The organism is Nocardiopsis sp. NPDC049922, assembly GCF_040660275.1.
In the GTDB taxonomy this organism is placed as follows: Bacteria; Actinomycetota; Actinomycetes; order Streptosporangiales; family Streptosporangiaceae; genus Nocardiopsis.
On the sequence record NZ_JBFAME010000014.1, the window covers coordinates 128,801 to 145,300 of the forward strand.

The 16,500-nt window shown below is 71.8% G+C and carries 19 protein-coding genes; 7 read left to right on the plus strand and 12 right to left on the minus strand.

Translation table 11 applies throughout. The annotated features are described in order from the left end of the window. Positions 1-2 precede the first annotated feature (2 nt). Together AB0I72_RS22885 and AB0I72_RS22890 are read right to left on the minus strand one after the other, a co-directional pair. Positions 3-470 carry a hypothetical protein gene (locus tag AB0I72_RS22885; RefSeq protein WP_358571992.1) on the minus strand — a complete coding sequence of 156 codons (468 nt, stop codon included), beginning with the start codon at positions 468-470 and terminating at the stop codon, positions 3-5. 245 nt (positions 471-715) lie between these two features. After that, complete coding sequence (locus tag AB0I72_RS22890) at positions 716-1,273, minus strand: gamma carbonic anhydrase family protein (RefSeq protein ID WP_358571994.1); 558 nt, start codon at positions 1,271-1,273, stop codon at positions 716-718. A 401-nt stretch (positions 1,274-1,674) separates the two neighbouring features. Between AB0I72_RS22890 and AB0I72_RS22895 the strand changes: the two genes are divergently transcribed. Both AB0I72_RS22895 and AB0I72_RS22900 read left to right on the plus strand, forming a co-directional pair. Then, entirely contained in the window at positions 1,675-2,892 is a 1,218-nt protein-coding gene (locus tag AB0I72_RS22895) for an ATP synthase F0 subunit B (protein WP_358572044.1), read from the plus strand. A gap of 133 nt (positions 2,893-3,025) precedes the next feature. Then, a complete protein-coding gene (locus AB0I72_RS22900) occupies positions 3,026-3,475 on the plus strand; it encodes a GNAT family N-acetyltransferase (RefSeq protein WP_358571996.1) in 450 nt (149 codons plus the stop codon). Between the two features lie 31 nt (positions 3,476-3,506). On the opposite strand, the gene AB0I72_RS22905 is transcribed toward AB0I72_RS22900, so the two are convergent. Together AB0I72_RS22905 and AB0I72_RS22910 are read right to left on the minus strand one after the other, a co-directional pair. Then, entirely contained in the window at positions 3,507-3,839 is a 333-nt protein-coding gene (locus AB0I72_RS22905; protein ID WP_358571998.1) for a hypothetical protein, read from the minus strand. Between the two features lie 281 nt (positions 3,840-4,120). Next, positions 4,121-4,696 (minus strand): CGNR zinc finger domain-containing protein, encoded by a 576-nt coding sequence (locus AB0I72_RS22910; protein WP_358572000.1) that lies wholly within the window; start codon positions 4,694-4,696, stop codon positions 4,121-4,123. Between the two features lie 82 nt (positions 4,697-4,778). Here AB0I72_RS22910 and AB0I72_RS22915 point away from each other — a divergent pair, with 82 nt between their 5' ends. Then, positions 4,779-5,951: an epoxide hydrolase family protein gene (locus tag AB0I72_RS22915; protein ID WP_358572002.1), complete on the plus strand. Its 1,173-nt coding sequence runs from the start codon at positions 4,779-4,781 to the stop codon at positions 5,949-5,951. A 40-nt stretch (positions 5,952-5,991) separates the two neighbouring features. Here AB0I72_RS22915 and AB0I72_RS22920 read toward each other — a convergent pair whose 3' ends face one another. Further along, positions 5,992-6,456: a TipAS antibiotic-recognition domain-containing protein gene (locus AB0I72_RS22920; protein ID WP_358572004.1), complete on the minus strand. Its 465-nt coding sequence runs from the start codon at positions 6,454-6,456 to the stop codon at positions 5,992-5,994. A 49-nt stretch (positions 6,457-6,505) separates the two neighbouring features. Further along, positions 6,506-8,176, minus strand: a complete 1,671-nt coding sequence (locus AB0I72_RS22925) for an MDR family MFS transporter (RefSeq protein WP_358572006.1) — start codon at positions 8,174-8,176, stop codon at positions 6,506-6,508. Between the two features lie 193 nt (positions 8,177-8,369). On the opposite strand from AB0I72_RS22925, the gene AB0I72_RS22930 reads away from it, so the two are divergent. Together AB0I72_RS22930 and AB0I72_RS22935 are read left to right on the plus strand one after the other, a co-directional pair. Next, positions 8,370-8,969: a TetR family transcriptional regulator gene (locus AB0I72_RS22930; RefSeq protein WP_358572008.1), complete on the plus strand. Its 600-nt coding sequence runs from the start codon at positions 8,370-8,372 to the stop codon at positions 8,967-8,969. 207 nt (positions 8,970-9,176) lie between these two features. Continuing rightward, positions 9,177-10,778 (plus strand): D-aminoacylase, encoded by a 1,602-nt coding sequence (locus AB0I72_RS22935; protein ID WP_358572010.1) that lies wholly within the window; start codon positions 9,177-9,179, stop codon positions 10,776-10,778. Here the strand turns inward: AB0I72_RS22935 and AB0I72_RS22940 are convergent. Beyond that, a complete protein-coding gene (locus AB0I72_RS22940; protein ID WP_358572012.1) occupies positions 10,768-11,085 on the minus strand; it encodes a hypothetical protein in 318 nt (105 codons plus the stop codon). The two genes, AB0I72_RS22935 and AB0I72_RS22940, sit on opposite strands and share 11 nt — an antisense overlap. A gap of 152 nt (positions 11,086-11,237) precedes the next feature. Here AB0I72_RS22940 and AB0I72_RS22945 point away from each other — a divergent pair, with 152 nt between their 5' ends. Both AB0I72_RS22945 and yidC read left to right on the plus strand, forming a co-directional pair. Continuing rightward, positions 11,238-11,525 carry a DUF6412 domain-containing protein gene (locus tag AB0I72_RS22945; RefSeq protein ID WP_358572014.1) on the plus strand — a complete coding sequence of 96 codons (288 nt, stop codon included), beginning with the start codon at positions 11,238-11,240 and terminating at the stop codon, positions 11,523-11,525. An 80-nt stretch (positions 11,526-11,605) separates the two neighbouring features. Further along, a complete protein-coding gene (gene yidC, locus AB0I72_RS22950) occupies positions 11,606-12,304 on the plus strand; it encodes a membrane protein insertase YidC (RefSeq protein ID WP_358572016.1) in 699 nt (232 codons plus the stop codon). Positions 12,305-12,313: 9 nt separating this feature from the next. Here the strand turns inward: yidC and AB0I72_RS22955 are convergent, their stop codons facing one another. The 5 genes from AB0I72_RS22955 to AB0I72_RS22975 all read right to left on the minus strand — a co-directional run. Next, positions 12,314-13,708 (minus strand): MFS transporter, encoded by a 1,395-nt coding sequence (locus AB0I72_RS22955; protein WP_358572018.1) that lies wholly within the window; start codon positions 13,706-13,708, stop codon positions 12,314-12,316. A gap of 97 nt (positions 13,709-13,805) precedes the next feature. Continuing rightward, complete coding sequence (locus AB0I72_RS22960) at positions 13,806-14,426, minus strand: superoxide dismutase family protein (RefSeq protein WP_358572020.1); 621 nt, start codon at positions 14,424-14,426, stop codon at positions 13,806-13,808. A gap of 52 nt (positions 14,427-14,478) precedes the next feature. Continuing rightward, positions 14,479-14,976: a DUF3291 domain-containing protein gene (locus AB0I72_RS22965; protein ID WP_358572022.1), complete on the minus strand. Its 498-nt coding sequence runs from the start codon at positions 14,974-14,976 to the stop codon at positions 14,479-14,481. A 33-nt stretch (positions 14,977-15,009) separates the two neighbouring features. Next, positions 15,010-15,657: a helix-turn-helix domain-containing protein gene (locus AB0I72_RS22970; protein ID WP_358572024.1), complete on the minus strand. Its 648-nt coding sequence runs from the start codon at positions 15,655-15,657 to the stop codon at positions 15,010-15,012. Between the two features lie 224 nt (positions 15,658-15,881). Beyond that, positions 15,882-16,500: tyrosine-type recombinase/integrase (locus AB0I72_RS22975; RefSeq protein WP_358572026.1), on the minus strand; the 619-nt coding region annotated here is incomplete at its 5' end.

Below are 16,500 nucleotides of genomic sequence, written 5' to 3' on the forward strand. Positions count from 1 at the left end.
GGTCAGCCCGACCAGAGGCGCTGGAGCGCCGTCCGGGATCCGCGCGGCGTGAACGGGCCGGTGCGCGGCGGCACGAAGGGATGGGGGAGCGTCACCGCTCCGGACACGGGGGTCGGCGCGGGCGGCTGCGGTGAGTCGGGCAGCAGACGCGGCCCCGGGAGGAGGGGGTCCGTGGCCGGCGGCGGCCGACCGTCGCCGGGGCGGGAACCGGGTGGTGGGGGAGCGTTCGTGTCCGGTGGCCGCGCCTCGACCGGACCGGCGGGCGGCGACGGTCGGGCGGGGTCGGGTGCGGCCGGGGATCCGGTGGGGCGGACCACGCCGAGCGCGCGGTCGATCTCGACCGGACTGAGCGGTCCGTCCGCGTCGGCCACGGCGATGAGCACCTCGGCGTACAGCTCGATCTCGTCCAGCGCGACGTGGTCGTGGAGGTGGAGGGCGTCGCGCGGGCGGGCGCCGGGGTCGTGGTCCACGTGCGCACACCTCCCGGATGACAGCGGTGCCGCGGGGTGGGTGAGGGGACGCCCGCTTCCGGTCCGGCGTGGCGCGGGCGCGACGGACCCTGGCCACGGGGCGTGGGATCCCCCAGGCTACGCGGGGCGCGGTCGGCCGCGCATGACCCGTGCGGACCAGTGTCCGGGTCACCCGGTCTAGTCAGGGGCGGAACGGCATCCGCCCCTCCCGTGCCACCGACCGGTACTTTCGTCGGTTCGGGCGGTCAGCGCCAGGTGACGTCCCGGTGCTGGACGGCGTAGCCCGCGTACGCGGTCGGGGTGTGCGCCAGGACGCTCCGGTCGTCGTCGTTCAGCTCCCGGACGGCCCTGCCCGGCACGCCCGCCCACAGCGTGTCCGGGGGCACCGTCTTGCCGGGGGGAACCAGGGAGCCGGCGGCGACGAGCGCGCCCCTGCCGACACGCGCGCCGCCGAGGACGATCGCGCCGATCCCGATGAGCGCGCCCTCCTCGACGACCGCCCCGTGCACCATCGCCCTGTGGCCCAGGCTGACGTCGTCGTGCAGGATCGCGGGCTGGCCGGGGTCGGAGTGCATCCCGCACTGGTCCTGGATGTTCACCCTTCGGCCGACCACGATGTCCTCGGTGTCGGCGCGCAGGACCGATCCGTACCAGACACTGCTCTCGGCGCCGAGCCGGACGCGGCCGACGACGACCGCGCCGGGGGCGACCCACGCGGTGGGGTCGATCTCCGGCTCGCCGAACGGAGCCCCGCCGATCATCGGTCCCGCGCCGCCCGGGCGACCGTTCGCCGTGGTGTCCATTTCAGGTCCTCCATACGTGCTGTTGGCATTCGGGCTGCTGGTGTATGCGTGATTTTCGTGAAAGGTGGGGGAGGAGTTGACCGCTCAGCCCCCGCCCGGGGATGATCGCGCTTACCTTAGTAAGAACGTGACCAGCGGCCACACGGTGATGTACCCGTCAGGGATATTGACGCGGTCGTGTCACCTGGGTCTACCGTGGTCGCCTGGACGGTGTCCACGACGTGACGTTCCGTGCGTGGCCGGTTCCCCCATCCGGTCGGCGCGGCGAGGCGAGACCTCCCGCGGGCGCGACCCGGTTCACGGGTCCGGCGGGTGTCTCGCCGACAACTGGGTACGGGGCAACTCACCTTCTGCGACGTGCAGTCGGACGGTGTTAAGGACATGAAGGGCACATGAGCGAAATGTTGCCGGGCGGCGGACTGCAGCAAGACAGGTTTCCGACGGTGCGCAAGGGCGGCTACGACAAGGCGCACGTCGACGACTACTTCGTACGGATGGACAACCAGTTCAAGGACCTCCGCGAGCGCTTGCAGCGGATGGACGACGAGCTGGAGCAGTACAAGCGCGACCTCGCGATCGCTCGGGAGAAGGCCCAGGTCAAGCCTGAGCACGAGCAGATAAGCGAGCGGATGGCCGAGATCCTGAGGATCACCGAGGAGGAGGCCGCGGACCGCCGAGCCAAGGTCGCGGCCGAGGTCGAGGAGACCCGGCAGAAGGCCGAGGAGGAGATCACCAAGCGGCGCAAGGACTCCGAGCGGGAGGCCGAGCGGATCGTGTCCTCCGCGCGCACCGAGGCCAACGAGATGGTCTCCAGCGCGAAGAAGGAGGCCGACCAGCTGCGCGAGCAGGCCAAGACGGAGGGCGACCGCCGTCTGAACGAGGCCGAGGCGCGGGCCAAGAAGATCCACGACACCGCGGACCGCAGGCTCGCGACCCTGACCGCGACGCACGCCGAGGCGCTCCGCCGCCTGAAGGACATGCACTCGACGCTGGCCGACCTGGTCGCCGCCGAGGACAAGGCGGGCGCGCTGGAGACGGGTCTGAGCCGTGAGGAGAGCGTCACTGCGGCGCCCGACCCCAAGGCGGCCAAGCCCGCCGTCGGCGCCGCCAAGGAGCCGAAGGACGTCAGGCCCGCGGGCGCCGCCAAGGCGGCCCCGGCGGCCAAGCCCGTTCCGGCTGCCAAGCCCGCTCCGGCCGTGAAGCCCGCGGAGGCGGCCAAGCCCACCGACGCCCCGAAGCCGACCCCGGCCGCGAAGCCGGGGTTCGGTGACGAGGCGACCACGAAGCTGACCCCGGTCCAGCCCGAGTCGGACGAGGCGACCGTCCGGATCACGCCGGTGTCCCTGCCCGGCCCGGGCGCGCAGGAGGGCGCCAAGGGTTCCGACGCGGCTCCGCGTCCGCCGCAGGCCGCTGCTCCGCCCACCGGCGCCCCGGTGCCCGGTGTCCCGGCTCCTGGCGCTCCGGCTCCGGGTGGCCCCGGTGCGCCGAGCGGACCGCAGCAGCCGATCACGCCGCCCGGCGGGGCCGCCGACACGGACATCACCGGCGTCTACAACCGTCCGGAGCCCCCCCAGCCGCCGAAGGGCGACGAGGGCGTGCGGATCTTCCGCAGGGAGTAGCGGCCACGTCCGCACCCGGACCGGTCACCGGGTACAGGGGGCGGGACCAGCGGTCCCGCCCTTTGGTGTTTTGTGGCCAGTTGTAGGCCGAAGTCCGCCTTGTCGCAGGCTGTCGGCTACGATGCCGTCAGCCATGATGATACGCGCGGCCATCCGGTCCGACCTCGGGGCGATTCTGCGTCTGCTCAGGGAACTCGGCGACCCCGGCGACACGCAGAGCGCACACGTCCGCATGTCCTCCGCGGCCGTGCGCGCCTGGACGCGCATGGAGAGCGACCCGGACCGCACGGTGCTCGTCGCCGAGGAGCGCGGGCAGATCATCGGCACCCTGGACCTGCTGATCGTGGCGAACCTGACGCACGACGCCCAGCCCTGGGCCGTGGTCGACAACCTCGTGGTCGACCCGCCGCGGCGCGGCGGCGGCATCGGTCGGGCGCTGATGGAGGACGCCCTGGACCGCGCGACCAGGGCCGGCTGCTACAAGGTGGAGCTGCTCGCGCACGAGAGCCGCGACCGTGCCTCGGGGTTCTCCGCCGCGCTCGGTTTCGACGCCTCCCACGAGGGGTTCCGCCGCTATCTCTAGGGCGTGTCACCGCCGTGGTCCGGAGAGTCGTTCAGGCCGTGGGCCAGTGGTCGCGGTACACCCGGTCCCGGGCGTCGAAGTTCTCGACGTACGGGACGGGTCCGGGGGCGCCGACAGCCACCGACACGGTCGTGGTGATCAGCTCTTCGTCCGGCGTTTCGGAGGCGATGCTTTCGGCCATCGCGGCGATCTTGCCGCCATACTCATCGCACACCTGTTCAGAGGTCAGGTAACGTTGGCCGCCGCCATCGACGACGAAACCGTCTTCTTCCATCCAGGCGGTTTCGATGAGCTTGTACATGTGGAGCATTTCCAGGATTTGCGCGGCTCTGGTGTGCGGGTTGTGGTCCTCGGCCTGGCGCACCGGAACCCACAGCCTACCCACATTTCATCCCACAGTTCCCGCAGGCCAGGGGAGCCCGCGCGACGACGGCGCGGACCCCTACGACGATTTCTGGGAAACTGTCGTCAAGCTCCTCGAACATCACTGCCTCGTGTCACGTGAAGTGTTCCGGTGAGTGATCGCCCCTCCGGGGTGTCGGCGGTTCTCTTGTACGTCTCACCCGGAAGCATACGCCTCTCCGCCGGTCGGCGTCAGGGTTTCGCGAACAGGGAATCCCCTCGCGGGACGGGCGAGGGGGCTGGTCACTCCGCTGATCCGGTGTTTTTGCGCTTGTTGGCATTGAAGCGTGCTTTCTTCTGACGATTCCCGCACGTGTTCATGTCACACCATTTGCGGGTGCGGCTTTGGCTGGTGTCGAAGAAGGCGGCTCGGCAGCTCGGTGATGCGCACAAGGCCAGTTTTCCGTCTCGTTCGCCCGCGATGACGCTGATCGCGTCGGCGGCGATCACGCTGAGGGCGTCTTCCACACGGGAGGTCGAACTGAGCCGCCATCGCCGCTTGCCCTCGGGGGTCAGGATCGCGGCGGCCCGACCTCCGGCGCTGCGGTCATTGATGACGTGGACGGCGGATGCGGGGAGAGCGTCCTGGATCGCGACCGCCGTCGCGGCGGCGTGAATCGACTCCCTCAGTTCCCGAGCGAGGTCGAGCTGGGCGGTGGTGCAGGAGTCCACGGCGAGGCCGTTGACCGCCAGCCAGTCGACGAGCCGGTGCGGCGTGGGAATGCGCTCCACGGCGTTGCCCTGACGCTCCGTCAGAGTCGCCGTGAAGCTGGTCGCCAGCACGTTGCCGAGGCGGAAGTCAGGGAACCCAGCACGCATGGAACCACCTTAGCTGGTTGCACGCTGACATGACGCCATGCTAGAACCGGCTTAGACGGTTCCGCGATGGCCAGGAGGTCTCATGCCCCGCCCAACCAGTGACGTGCGAGCATGTGAAGCCCACGCGACCGACGCTGACCTCGACGATCTGCGCGCGCGACTGGCCGCGGCGCGACTGCCGGAGGCCGAGACGGTCCCTCGCGCCGCGCCCGACCCCCGCCGATGGGAACAGGGCGTTCCCCTCGCCGACCTCGTCGATGTCGTGAACTACTGGCGCACCGGGTACGACTGGCGGTCGTTCGAAGCGCGCCTCAACCGGATCGGCCAGTTCCGCACGATCATCGATGGCCTGGGAATCCATTTCCTGCACCGCCGATCCGTGCGCGCGGACGCCACTCCGGTGATCCTGACGCACGGCTGGCCCGGCAGCATCGCTGAGTTCATCGATGTGGTGGACGATCTGGCGGATCCGAAGAATGCGGACGCGCCAGCGTTCCACGTCGTGGTCCCGTCGCTGCCAGGCTTTGGTTACAGCGACAAGCCCGCCGCCACCGGGTGGGGAACCGAGAAGATCGCGGCCGCATGGGTGGAACTGATGGGAAGGCTCGGCTACAGCGAGTTCGTAGCCCATGGCGGCGACTGGGGAGGCAATATCACCACGGTTCTCGGCGGCAGGTTCCCGGAGCACGTTCTCGGCATCCACACGACGTTCGCCGAGGCGCCGCCCGGGTTGACGACGGACGGGCTGACGGCGATCGAGCGCGAGTGGACCGAGGAAACCCGAGATTTCTGGCGACACCGCGCGGCGTACGCGAAGCAGCAGGCGACCCGACCGCAGACCATCGGCTACTCGCTCGTCGACTCGCCGGTCGGGCTCCTCGCCTGGATCCTTGACAAGTTCGCTGAGTGGTCAGACACCGAGGACAGCCCGTTCGAGACGATGTCCAGAGATAGGATTCTTGACGATGTCACCCTCTATTGGCTGACGCGGACCGGCGCGTCGGCGGCCCGGATCTACTACGAGAGCCATAACTCGCTCGATCCCGAACTTCGGGTCGACGTCCCGTCGGCGATCAGTATGTATCCCCGGGACATCGAGAAGTGTCCGCGCCCCTGGGCGCGGGAACGGTACCGGCGGATCGTCCGATGGAGGTCGCCCGAGCGCGGGGGACATTTCCCGTCGCTGGAGGTTCCCGAGTACTTCGTCGAAGATCTGCGAGAAGGTCTCGCGGCAGTGCTGGCCGCTCGTCGGTGAACGCGGCCCGGCACTCGATCACCGCCTGACCCGACATCTCTCAGCCGCGCGCCCGCGCCCGCTCCGCGTTGGCGATGATCGCGGCCCGCAGCCACTCGGCGGCACCGGGCGCGGTGTTCTCCTCGATGCCCTGCCGGAACCTCTCGTCCTGGACGTAGAGTTCGCTCTTGCGCACGTGGAACTCGTGGTCCATCGCGTAGAACCACCGCGACACGTGGAGCCGGGACGCCTCCGCGACGTCCATCGCCGCCGTGCCGCGCGGGTCCGCCCCGACGGCCATCAGTTCGCGGATCCTCGCCTCGATCGCGGCGTTGTCCCGGTTGATCCGCTCCCACTCGGCCCTGCCGTACTCCGCGACGCGCCGGGCGGAGTCGGCGTAGGCCTCGGAGTCGCCCCACCGGTGTTCGACCTCGTCGAGGTACTCCTCCTCGCGGTCCGCGAAACCACCCCAGACCTCGCGCTTGTCCTCGGCCGAGAGCGGTGACCTCATCCTTCTCCGTGTCATGCCGTCACGCTAGGGCCTGACGCCGCGTCAGGGTCAAGCGACACCGCCGCTACCTCCGACCGTCCGGCTGGGGTGTGTCGCCGCCGCGCAGCGGCACCCCCCGCATGCACAGCACCGCGAGCAGTCCGAGTACGGCGACCGGGACGCCCGCGACGAACACGCCCTGCATGGCGTGGTCGAACGCGCCCACGATCGCCGCCCGGACGGGTTCCGGCAGCGAGTGCACCAGCTCCGGCGACCCCTGCGCCGCCTCGGCCGCGCCCGCCCAGTCCTGGGCCGCCTCGTCCGAGGGCGCCGAGGCCGCCGCCGCGCCCAGCTCCGCGTTGAGCCGGGCCACCATCACGGCGCCCAGCGCGGCCACGCCCGTCGAGCCGCCGAGGTTGCGGAAGAAGGTGAGGGTGGCCGTCCCCGACGCCAGGTCGGCGGTGGGCAGGGCGCTCTGGGCGGCGAGCAGCAGGAGCTGGAGGTTGAGCCCGATCCCGAGGCCGACCAGCGCCTGCCCCGCGACGACCGTGGCCAGTCCCGGTAGCGCGGGGCTGGCGCTGAGGACGGCGAAGCCGGTGACGGCCAGGGCCATGCCCACGACCGTGTAGCCCTTCCACCGGCCGTTCCCGCTCACCGCGAAGCCCGAGCCGATCGACGTGACGAGGAACGAGACCACCAGGGGCAGGGTCATCAGCCCGGAGACCGTCGGGGACATGCCGTGCACCATCTGGAGGTACTGCGGCAGGTAGATGATCAGGCCGAACATCATCACGCCGACGCAGACCGAACCGGTCGAGGCCAGGACGAACGTGCGGTCGCGGAACAGGCGGGCGGGGACGATGGGGTCGGCGGCGCGCCGTTCGACGAGGACGGCGGCGACGGTGAGCAGCAGCGCCCCCGCACCCAGGGCGACGGCGGTGGGCGAGGTCCAGGGGATCTGCGTGCCGCCCAGGCTGAGCAGGACGATCAGCGTGCTGGCCGCGCTGAACACCAGCCCGGCGCCGGTCCAGTCGACGGGGGCGCTCCGGCGGGGCCGGGCGGGCAGGTTGAGCATGACCTGGATGACGGCGAAGGCCACGACGGCCAGGGGCACGGTGATGAGGAAGCACCACCGCCAGCCCAGCGGGCTGTCCACGAGGAATCCGCCCACCAGCGGACCCAGGACGGTGGAGACGCCGAAGACCATCCCGATCAGACCGCTGTAGCGGCCGCGCTCGCGGGGCGGCACGACGTCGGCGAGGATGATGTTGGGCAGCGTGGCCAGGCCGCCGACGCCCAACCCCTGGAGCGCGCGGGCCGCGATCAGCGCGTTGACGTCCTGGGCCGTCCCGGCGGCGAGCGAGGCGACGATGAAGACGCCCAGCGCGATCTGGAAGAGGAGCTTGCGGCCCCACACGTCCGAGAGCTTGCCCCAGACGGGCGTGGACGCGGTCATCGTCAGCAGGGCGGCGGTGGCGACCCAGGCCAGGCGGTCCTGGCCGCCGAGTTCGCCCATGATCGTCGGCAACGCGGTCCCGATGATCGAGTTGGTGAGCATCGAGGTGAGCATGGCCAGGACCAGTCCGACCATGACGCGGCGCACGGTCCGCCGGGACGCCGCGGCGTCGGGTGGGGCCGGCGGGGGCGTCGCCGCGGCGTCGACGGTCGGGGCGGGGGCGGGGGCGGGTCGGGTCCCGGGTTCCGTGACGGGGAGTCCGCCTCCGGGTTCGCGCTCGTGCCGTACCGACTGTTCCATGGGTCCCCCGAATCCGGACGCGGCGAAGCCCCGCGGCTGAGTGCCGGGGGCGGGGCGTCCGTGATCCGGTATAGGTAAACGCTGTTGACCTGTCAAATCAGTATCTGTGCCGCCGAATCGGTATGCGAGCGGTCGGTGAAGGTGTCAACCTGGATATCTCAGAGTCAGTCCGCGTCCGCCGAAGGGTGTGCACATGGTCCGTCCGGAGGAAACCGGAGGCGGCTCCGCGCCGGCGCGCGGTCGTGAGGCGACGCGCGCCCGCATCCTGGAGAGCGCCCGGGAGCTGTTCACCAGCGAGGGGTACGGCGCGGTCTCGTCGCGGATGATCGCCGCGCACGCGGGGGTCAACGTCGCCCTGATCAACCGCTACTTCGGTGCCAAGCGCGGACTCCTGACCGAGATCCTGCGCGAGGACGGCGTCTTCCCCGGCCTGATCGAGGGCGATCCCGACACCCTCACCCGCCGCCTCGCCGAGCACGCCGTCGGCCGTCTGCACGGCGAGGGCACGCCGTTGCAGCGCGCGCTCGACCACTCCTCGGGGGACCCCGACCTCCAGGCCGTGTACCAGGGGCGGCTCAAGTCCGCCATGCTCGAACCCCTCTCCGCCTACCTCGGCGGAGAGCACGCGCCCGTGCACGCCTCGCTGGTGGCGGCCGTGCTCCTGGGGTTGACCCGGGTGCGGCTGATCGAGGGGGCGACGGCGCTGCGGGCGCACGACCGGGAGCGGCTCACCGACCGGGTCCAGGCCCTGTTGGACCTGTGCCTGGAGGAGTTCGAGGCCGACGGGGGCTGACCCGGAACGGGCGCGTTTCGCGGGTCCGGGGCTTGTCGGCACGTGCATCTGCCTGAGACGGTGCTCGTGCAGTGCCACGAGCGGTTGTCGAGGAAGCAATAGGAAACAAACTTAACGATTCTGGTGGGTACGGCGTATCGTGGTCACACCGGAACACGGCCGGAGGCTCGCCGAACGGGTGCTGCGCGCACCGCGAACGGAGGAACAGTGCAGTCCGAGACCGTTCTCACCGGCGGACGCGTGGTCGACGGGACCGGCGTCCCCGCCCGCGCGGCGGACGTCGTCCTGGCGCGCGGCCGCATCCGCCACATCGCCCCGTCCGGGACCGCTCGGACCACGGGTGAGGTCGTCGACGTCGGCGGGCTCGTCGTCGCTCCGGGCTTCATCGACATGCACGCCCACTCCGACCTCGCCGTGCTCGCCGACCCCGCCCACGAGGCCAAGGTCCTCCAGGGCGTCACCCTGGAGGTCGTCGGACAGGACGGCCTCGGCTACGCGCCCGTCACCGACGCCACCGCCGACGAGATCCGCGGCCGCATCGCCGGGTGGAACGGCACCCCCGACCTCGACCACACCTGGCGCGGGGTCGGCGAGTACCTGGACCTCGTCGACCGCGGCGCCCCCGTCAACGTCGCCTGCCTCGTGCCGCACGGCAACGTCCGCATGGCCGTCGTCGGAGACGGGGACCGCCCGCCCACACCCGACGAGACCGAGCGGATGCGCGCGATCGTCGCGCGGGGCCTGGACGAGGGCGCGCAGGGCCTCTCCACCGGCCTGACCTACACACCCGCCATGTACGCCACCGACGACGAGCTCGTCGACCTCCTCGAACCCGTCCGCGCGGCGCACGGCTACTACTGCCCCCACCACCGCAACTACGGCTCCCGCGCCGTCGAGTCCTACCAGGAGTGCCTCGACGTCGCCCGCCGGGCCCACGTGCCCCTCCACCTCGCGCACTGCCACGTCAACTTCCCGCGCAACCGCGGTCGCGCCCCCGAGGTCCTCGACGCCATCGACGAGGCCACCGTCCGCTACGGGCTCGACGTCACCCTGGACAGCTACCCCTACACGGCCAGCGCCACCCACCTCGCCGCGCCGCTGCCCAGCTGGGCCCAGGAGGGCGGTGCGGCGGCCACCGTGGCGCGCCTGCGCGACGACGGGATCCGCGCCCGCGTCCTGCACGAGATCGAGGTCGAGGGCACCGACGGCAACCACGGCGTCCCCCTGGACTGGTCCACCCTGGTCGTCACGGGGGTCGGCGACCCCGCGCTGTCCTGGGCGGTCGGCTCGTCCGTCGCCGACCTCGCCGACCGGCGCGGCGGGAAGCCCGGCGAGCTCTACCTCGACCTCCTCGTCGCCGACGAGCTGCGCTCCGGCTGCCTGATGGACGTCGGCAACGAGGAGAACATCCGCACCATCATGCGGCACAGCTCCCACACCGGGGGCAGTGACGGGATCCTCGTCGGGGACCGGCCGCACCCGCGCGGCTGGGGCACGTTCCCCCGCTACCTCGGCCACTACGCGCGCGACCTGGAGGTGTTCACGCTGGAGGAGTGCGTCCGCCACCTCACCTCGAGGGCCGCCCGCAGGCTCGGCCTCGCCGACCGGGGCGTGGTGCACGTCGGGGCCGTCGCGGACCTGGTGGTGTTCGACCCCGACACCGTCGCGGCCGGAGCCACGTACGAGGAGCCCCGTCGCGCCCCGGTGGGGATCGAACACGTCCTCGTCGGCGGGGAGTTCACCGTCCGGGACGGCCGCCGGACCGACCGCCTGCCGGGCCGGTCCGTGCGCGGGGGCGTCAGCCGATGACGATGGCGCCCGCCAGGACCGGGTCGCCGAACCGCACGGCCCCGTGTCCGGAGGCGAGCGCCCGGCTGCCCTGGCAGCTGGTCCCGGAGAAGAGCGCGAACCGGACGCCCGCCTCGGAGTCGACCTCCACGACGCCGCCCTGACCGGTCTTGAGGGTCCGGCAGCCGCCGTTGCGGACCGTCTGCTCGAACCCCGACTCGAACGTGACCCGCACCGTGGAGGAGTCGTCCTCCCTGTTGGTCAGCCCGGACACCGCTCCGGCGATGGTGGCGGACATGGTGGCGAGGTTGGCTGGGCGGATCGGCACGGGGTTCCCCTCTTCGGCCGTGCCGGCACGGGCACGGGGGTGGTTACTCTGTGTCATTCAGCTACAGGATCAGATGAAAGGGCGGGAACTCCGACGGAGTGTCGGGCGATTGATAGGCTCGGGCCGACCGAGCGGAAGAGGAGGCGCCCACCGTGACCCTCCTGCTCGCCGTGGTCGAGGCGCTCCTCCTGGGCCTGTTCCCGACCGAACTCGTGCCCCTGCCGGGCTCCTTCGCCCTGCTGGCCGCCGTCGGCGCGGTCCTGGCCCTGCACTTCCTGGGCGCCCTCGCCCCCTGGCCCGCCGCCGACTCCGCGAGCACGGTGGCGCGCGCGATGCGCCGCAGGTCCGAGCGCCTGCCCGTGCTCACCCTGTGCGACCCGGACGCGGCGGGCAGACCCCGCCCCAGAGCCCCGGGACCGGCCCTTCCGGCCGCTCTCTGACCCCTCCCGCGCGTTCCGCGCGCCCGTTCTCCGAGCGGCCAGACGTCTGAACCACCCCACCCAGACGAAGGGCCTCACCCTTGTACGGATTCGGGCCGATCGCGGCCGCCGTGTCCCTGCTGTCGGCGGTGCTCGCCGCCCTGACCGCGTTCCTCACACCACTCGTCGGAGGGATCGCCGCCGGAGCCGCCGTCGTCACCCTCACGATCCTCGTCCGCCTGCTCCTCCTCCCGCTGGGCGTCGCCCAGGTGCGGGCGGAGAAGGCCCGGGCCCGCCTCGCACCCCGACTGGCCGAACTCACCGCCGAGTACCGGAACGACCCGGCCAGGCTGGTCGACGAACAGCGGCGGGTCTACGCCGAGGCGGGAACCTCGCCGCTGGCGGGCTGCCTGCCGAGCCTGGCCCAGACGCCGGTGCTCATCTGCGTGTACGGGCTGTTCACGGGTGCGGCGGTGGCGGACGAGCCGCTGCTCGCGCACACGTTCGGCGGCGTCGAGCTGGGGGCGACCCTGGGCGCGGGCGCGGACGGGACCCTGGTCGCCCCGGTGTTCGCGCTGCTCCTGGCGCTGCTCGCCCTGGTGGCGTGGGCCAACCGCCGCTACCTCACGCTGCCCGCCATGGGGGACGCCCGGTCACCCGTGGCGGGGGCGGTGTCGTGGATCGGGTTCACGCCCGTCGTGATGGCGGCCTTCGTGCCGCTGGCCGCCGGGCTGTACCTGGCGACCACGACGGCCTGGACGCTGGGGGAGCGTCTGCTGCTGCGCCGCCTGCTGTCCTGACGGGGGCCGTCACCTCGCGGAGCCCCCCGGCCGGGCCAGGCGGGCCACGGCGAGCAGGAACAGCCCGCAGGCGGCGACCAGGACCCACCCCGGACGGGACGCGTGCGCGAGTCCCTCCGGGGCGGCCCCGGCGACCAGGCCGCCCGCGACGGCGATACCGAGCGCGGCGCCCAGCTGGCGCGCGGTGGAAGTGATCGCTCCGGCCACGCCCGCGCGTTCGGCGGGAAGCCCGCTGACCGCGGTGTCGGTGATCGGGGCGTTGGCGAAGCCGAATCCGACGCCGATGAGCGCGTAGGCCGTCAGCAGCAGCGGCACCCCCGTGTCCTGGTCGAGCCCGACCAGGCAGAGTCCGCCCGCCGCGATGAAGGCCCCGGCCAGCAGGAGCGGTGGCCGGGGTCCGACGCGGCCGACCAGGTAGCCGGACAGCGGCGCGCAGACGGTCGCCCCGACGGCCATCGGCAGGACCGTCAGCCCGGCGTCCAGCGGTGTCCAGCCCCGGCCCTGTTGCAGGTAGAGGGTGTTGAGCAGCAGGGCCGCGTTCAGGGCGACGAAGACGGCCACGGCGCCCAGGACCGCTCCGCCGAAGGCCGGGCGCCGGAGGAGGCGCGGATCGATCAGCGGTTCGCGTCGGCGGGACTCGATCCACACGAAGGCGACCGTCGCCACCGCGGCCAGCGCGTACCCGGCCAGCGCCACGGGCGAGGTCCACCCCAGATGCGGCCCCTCGATGAGGACGCCGACCGAGACCGCGACGACCGCGATCAGCAGGACCTGACCGGGGATGTCGAGCCGCCGCGGTCGCCGCGCGCGGGATTCGGGGACGAACACGGCGGTGAGCACGAGGGCGGCCACGATGACGGGGGCGTTGATCCAGAACAGCGACCGCCAGCCGAGCCCCTCGACGAGCGCTCCGCCCACGAGCGGACCGGCGGCCATGCTGAGCCCGAAGACCGAGGCCCACACACCGATCGCCCGCGCCCGCTCCCTGGGGTCGGGCATCGCGTTCACCACGATCGCCAGGGCCACGGGGCTGAGCATCGAGGCGCCGATCCCCTGCACGGCGCGGGCCGCGATCAACGCGCCCGCCGACGGGGCGAGCGCGCAGGCGAGCGAGGCCGCGCCGAAGACCGCCAGACCGATCTGGAACACCCGTCGGCGGCCGAACCGGTCCGCCAGGGCGCCGGAGGAGATCAGGAGACCGGCCAGGACGAGGGTGTAGGCGTCGACCGTCCATTCGAGGCCGCGGACGCCCACCCCCAGGCCGTGCCCGATCGCGGGCAGGCCCACGTTGACGATGGTGGTGTCCAGCCCGACCAGGAACATGCTGAGGCAGCAGACGGCCAGGACCGTCCATCGTCTGCGCACGCTGAGGGCGGGCTGGGAGGAGTGGCTGGTCGCGGTCACGGTTCGCCTCACGGGTCCGGGAGTATCGGCCCGCCCATGGTGGGGGCGGACCGCGCTCCGCGGCCAGCGAACGTGCCAGGACGGCACACCGCCGGGGTCAGAACTCCACGGTGACGCAGGCGAGGCGGTCTCCGGCGGTGCCCGCCTCGCCCGGTTCGGTCATGGTGTGGTGGTCGTGGAGGACGAACGCGTTGGCCTCGCCGTCGCGGAACTCCCACGGGACGGTGGTGGCGGCGAAGCCGTTGCCGTCCTCGTCGCTGGTGAAGTCCAGCCACACCTCGTTCTCGGGGTTGGCGTAGGCGGGGTCGGTCGACGGCTCGCCCCCGCCCGCCGCCGGGTCCGCCTCGTCCTGGTAGTGCGGGCCCGCGTCCGCGGGGTCCTCGCCGCAGGGCTGGGTGTGCACGTGCGCGCCGAAGTCGCGGTCGGCCTCCAGGCCCGTCCCCGTGAACTGCACGTACGTCTCGCCGTTCTCGACGCGGACCTGGATGTCGGAGGTGGCCCCCTCCGGGACGGCGGTCTCGTCGTAGGTGATGGCGGCCTCGCTCTGGCCGGGCGGCATGAAGATGGACGCGGTCACACTCGGGGAGGCCGTCGGGCGCAGGGTCGGCGCGTCGGTGGCGGCGGTGTCGTTCCCCTCGGTGTCCGTGCCGTCGTCGGCGCATCCGGTGGCGATGAGCGCGGTCAGTACCAGACCGACGGTGAGCGAGGTCGTGCGCATGACGGGACTCCCGGTGTGGTCGCAGTGGTCCACCGCAACGTTACCCAAGGTGTCACGGGGACGACTCAACGTGCGAATCGTGGTGCGTCGGGGACGGGAAGGGGGACCTGAGATCGAAGGCCTCGGGGGAGGGGCCGTTGTCGCGCAGCAGGTCGAGTCGGCGCCCGCCCTCCTCGACGGAGGGGATCGTACCGGCAGGAATCCACCACAGCACCACGTACGCCTCCCGCATGTGCTCGAACCACTCGCGCCGCCGTCGGAGGTAGTCCAGGTGATCGGTGCGGTAGGTGAAGTTCCACAGGGCGTCGACGTCCTCCCACACGGAGAAGTTCAGCAGCAGGTCCTCGCCGAAGGGCCGCACGGCGGTGGCGTCCTTCTCGCCGTCCTCGACGAACCGCCAGACGAAGCCGGGGGAGGCGTCCGCGAGCGCGTTGATCGGGTCGAGGGCGTCGGCGAAGTCCTTCATCGAGGGGTCGTCGAGCGGCGCGCGGAGGGTGGCGATGTTCATCTGGGCGAGGTGGTACGCGGATGCGGGGGTGGAGGTGTCCATGGGGGACAGGACACCATGGCGGGCGCTTCTATGTCAATCTTCATTGTTTTTGGAAACCACCACGCAGCACCGGCCCGGAGTCGGATCCATCCGGGCGCGCCCGCCGTCCTCGCCCCGGGCCTCCAGCGCTCCGCGCAGCAGCTCCAGGTTGAGCCCGCAGGCCAGGGGAGGGAACTCCCGGGCGAGGGTGTGGAACGGGCAGTTCCGCAACCGGAGACCGTCCCCGGTGTCCTCGGGCTCGTAGCCGCGCTCCCGCAGGAACTCGGGCAGCGGAGCGGCGCCGCTCGCCGCCCCGATCCGCCGCCCCTCCGCCCTGGCCGCGCCGTGCAGGGCCTCCTCCGCCCCGTGCCGCTCGACCGCCTCCGCGAACAGGCGCGCGGCCAGCTCGTAGTCGCGGGGCGGCAGGTTCAGGGACAGCTCCCTCTCCGAGCGCCGGTAGAGCTTGGCGGGGCGGCCCGAGCCCGGGCCCTCGCGCCCGCTCACCTTGCGCCGCGTCACCTCCAGCAGGCCCGCGTCCACCAGCCGGTCGAGGTGGTGGGCGGCCAGGGTGCGCTGGAGTCCGAGCGCGTCGGCGGCCCGGCCCCGGCTGACGTCGTCGTCCGAGGCGGCGACGTACTCGTACAGTCGGCGCCGCACGGGGTCGGCGAGGGCGTGGGCGGCGTCGATCGAGGCGTGGTCCATACGTCCATTCTGCGTCCGCCGCCCGACCCGGCGCGGGGTGGCAGACTGGAGCCGACCCACGACCCCTGCTGAACAGGCGACATGCGAACCATCAGACGCGGCGGCGAGCACGAGACCGAGGTTCGCAAGTCCCGGTTCATCTGCGCGATGTCGTGTGGGGGAGCAAAACCAGGGTCTCTACCTGGGGTGGAACCGTCATGACCCCCGCTGGGGTCAGCACGAAGTCAGCACGGTCCCAGAAGTGATGACTCTTCCGCTTCTCCGGAAGGCTTGCCGAACACGGCGTTGAGGGTCGTACGTGCCCGCTCGCCAGAGGCGGGGATGTAGTGCCGGTAGGTCCGGTAGGTCACGTTCACATCCCTGTGGCCCAGCCAGGATGACACGTCCGTGAGGGGCACGCCAGCGGCCAGAAGGGTCGTGGCGTAGTAGTGGCGTAGGCCGTGGGGGTTGAAGTCCTCTGGCAGGCTCTCAACCTTCTTCACCGCACTCTTCCAGGCGTCCCGGATGTTGTTGTTGTGCACGTACCCGCCCTTGCGGCGCGCCTTCACCAGGTAGCCGCCACTGTGGGTCTCCCGCTGGGCAGCCTCGGTGATGGCCTCACGTGTCCAGTCCGGGAGGGGGATGTTCCGGAAGTCGCCCGGTTTGCGATGCTTGAGCGGGCCGAGGAAGATTTCTCCGTCCTCCCTTACGACCTGTTCCTTCACGCGGTAGAGTCCGGATTCTTCGATGACGTTTCCCTCATTGACCGCCCAGGGCCCCGGAGTTCTCGCGCTACGCCGGAGAAGACACGAACGCCGGATTCGAGCAGGTCGGGCAGGGATGACCGAACCCGGACACGCGAAA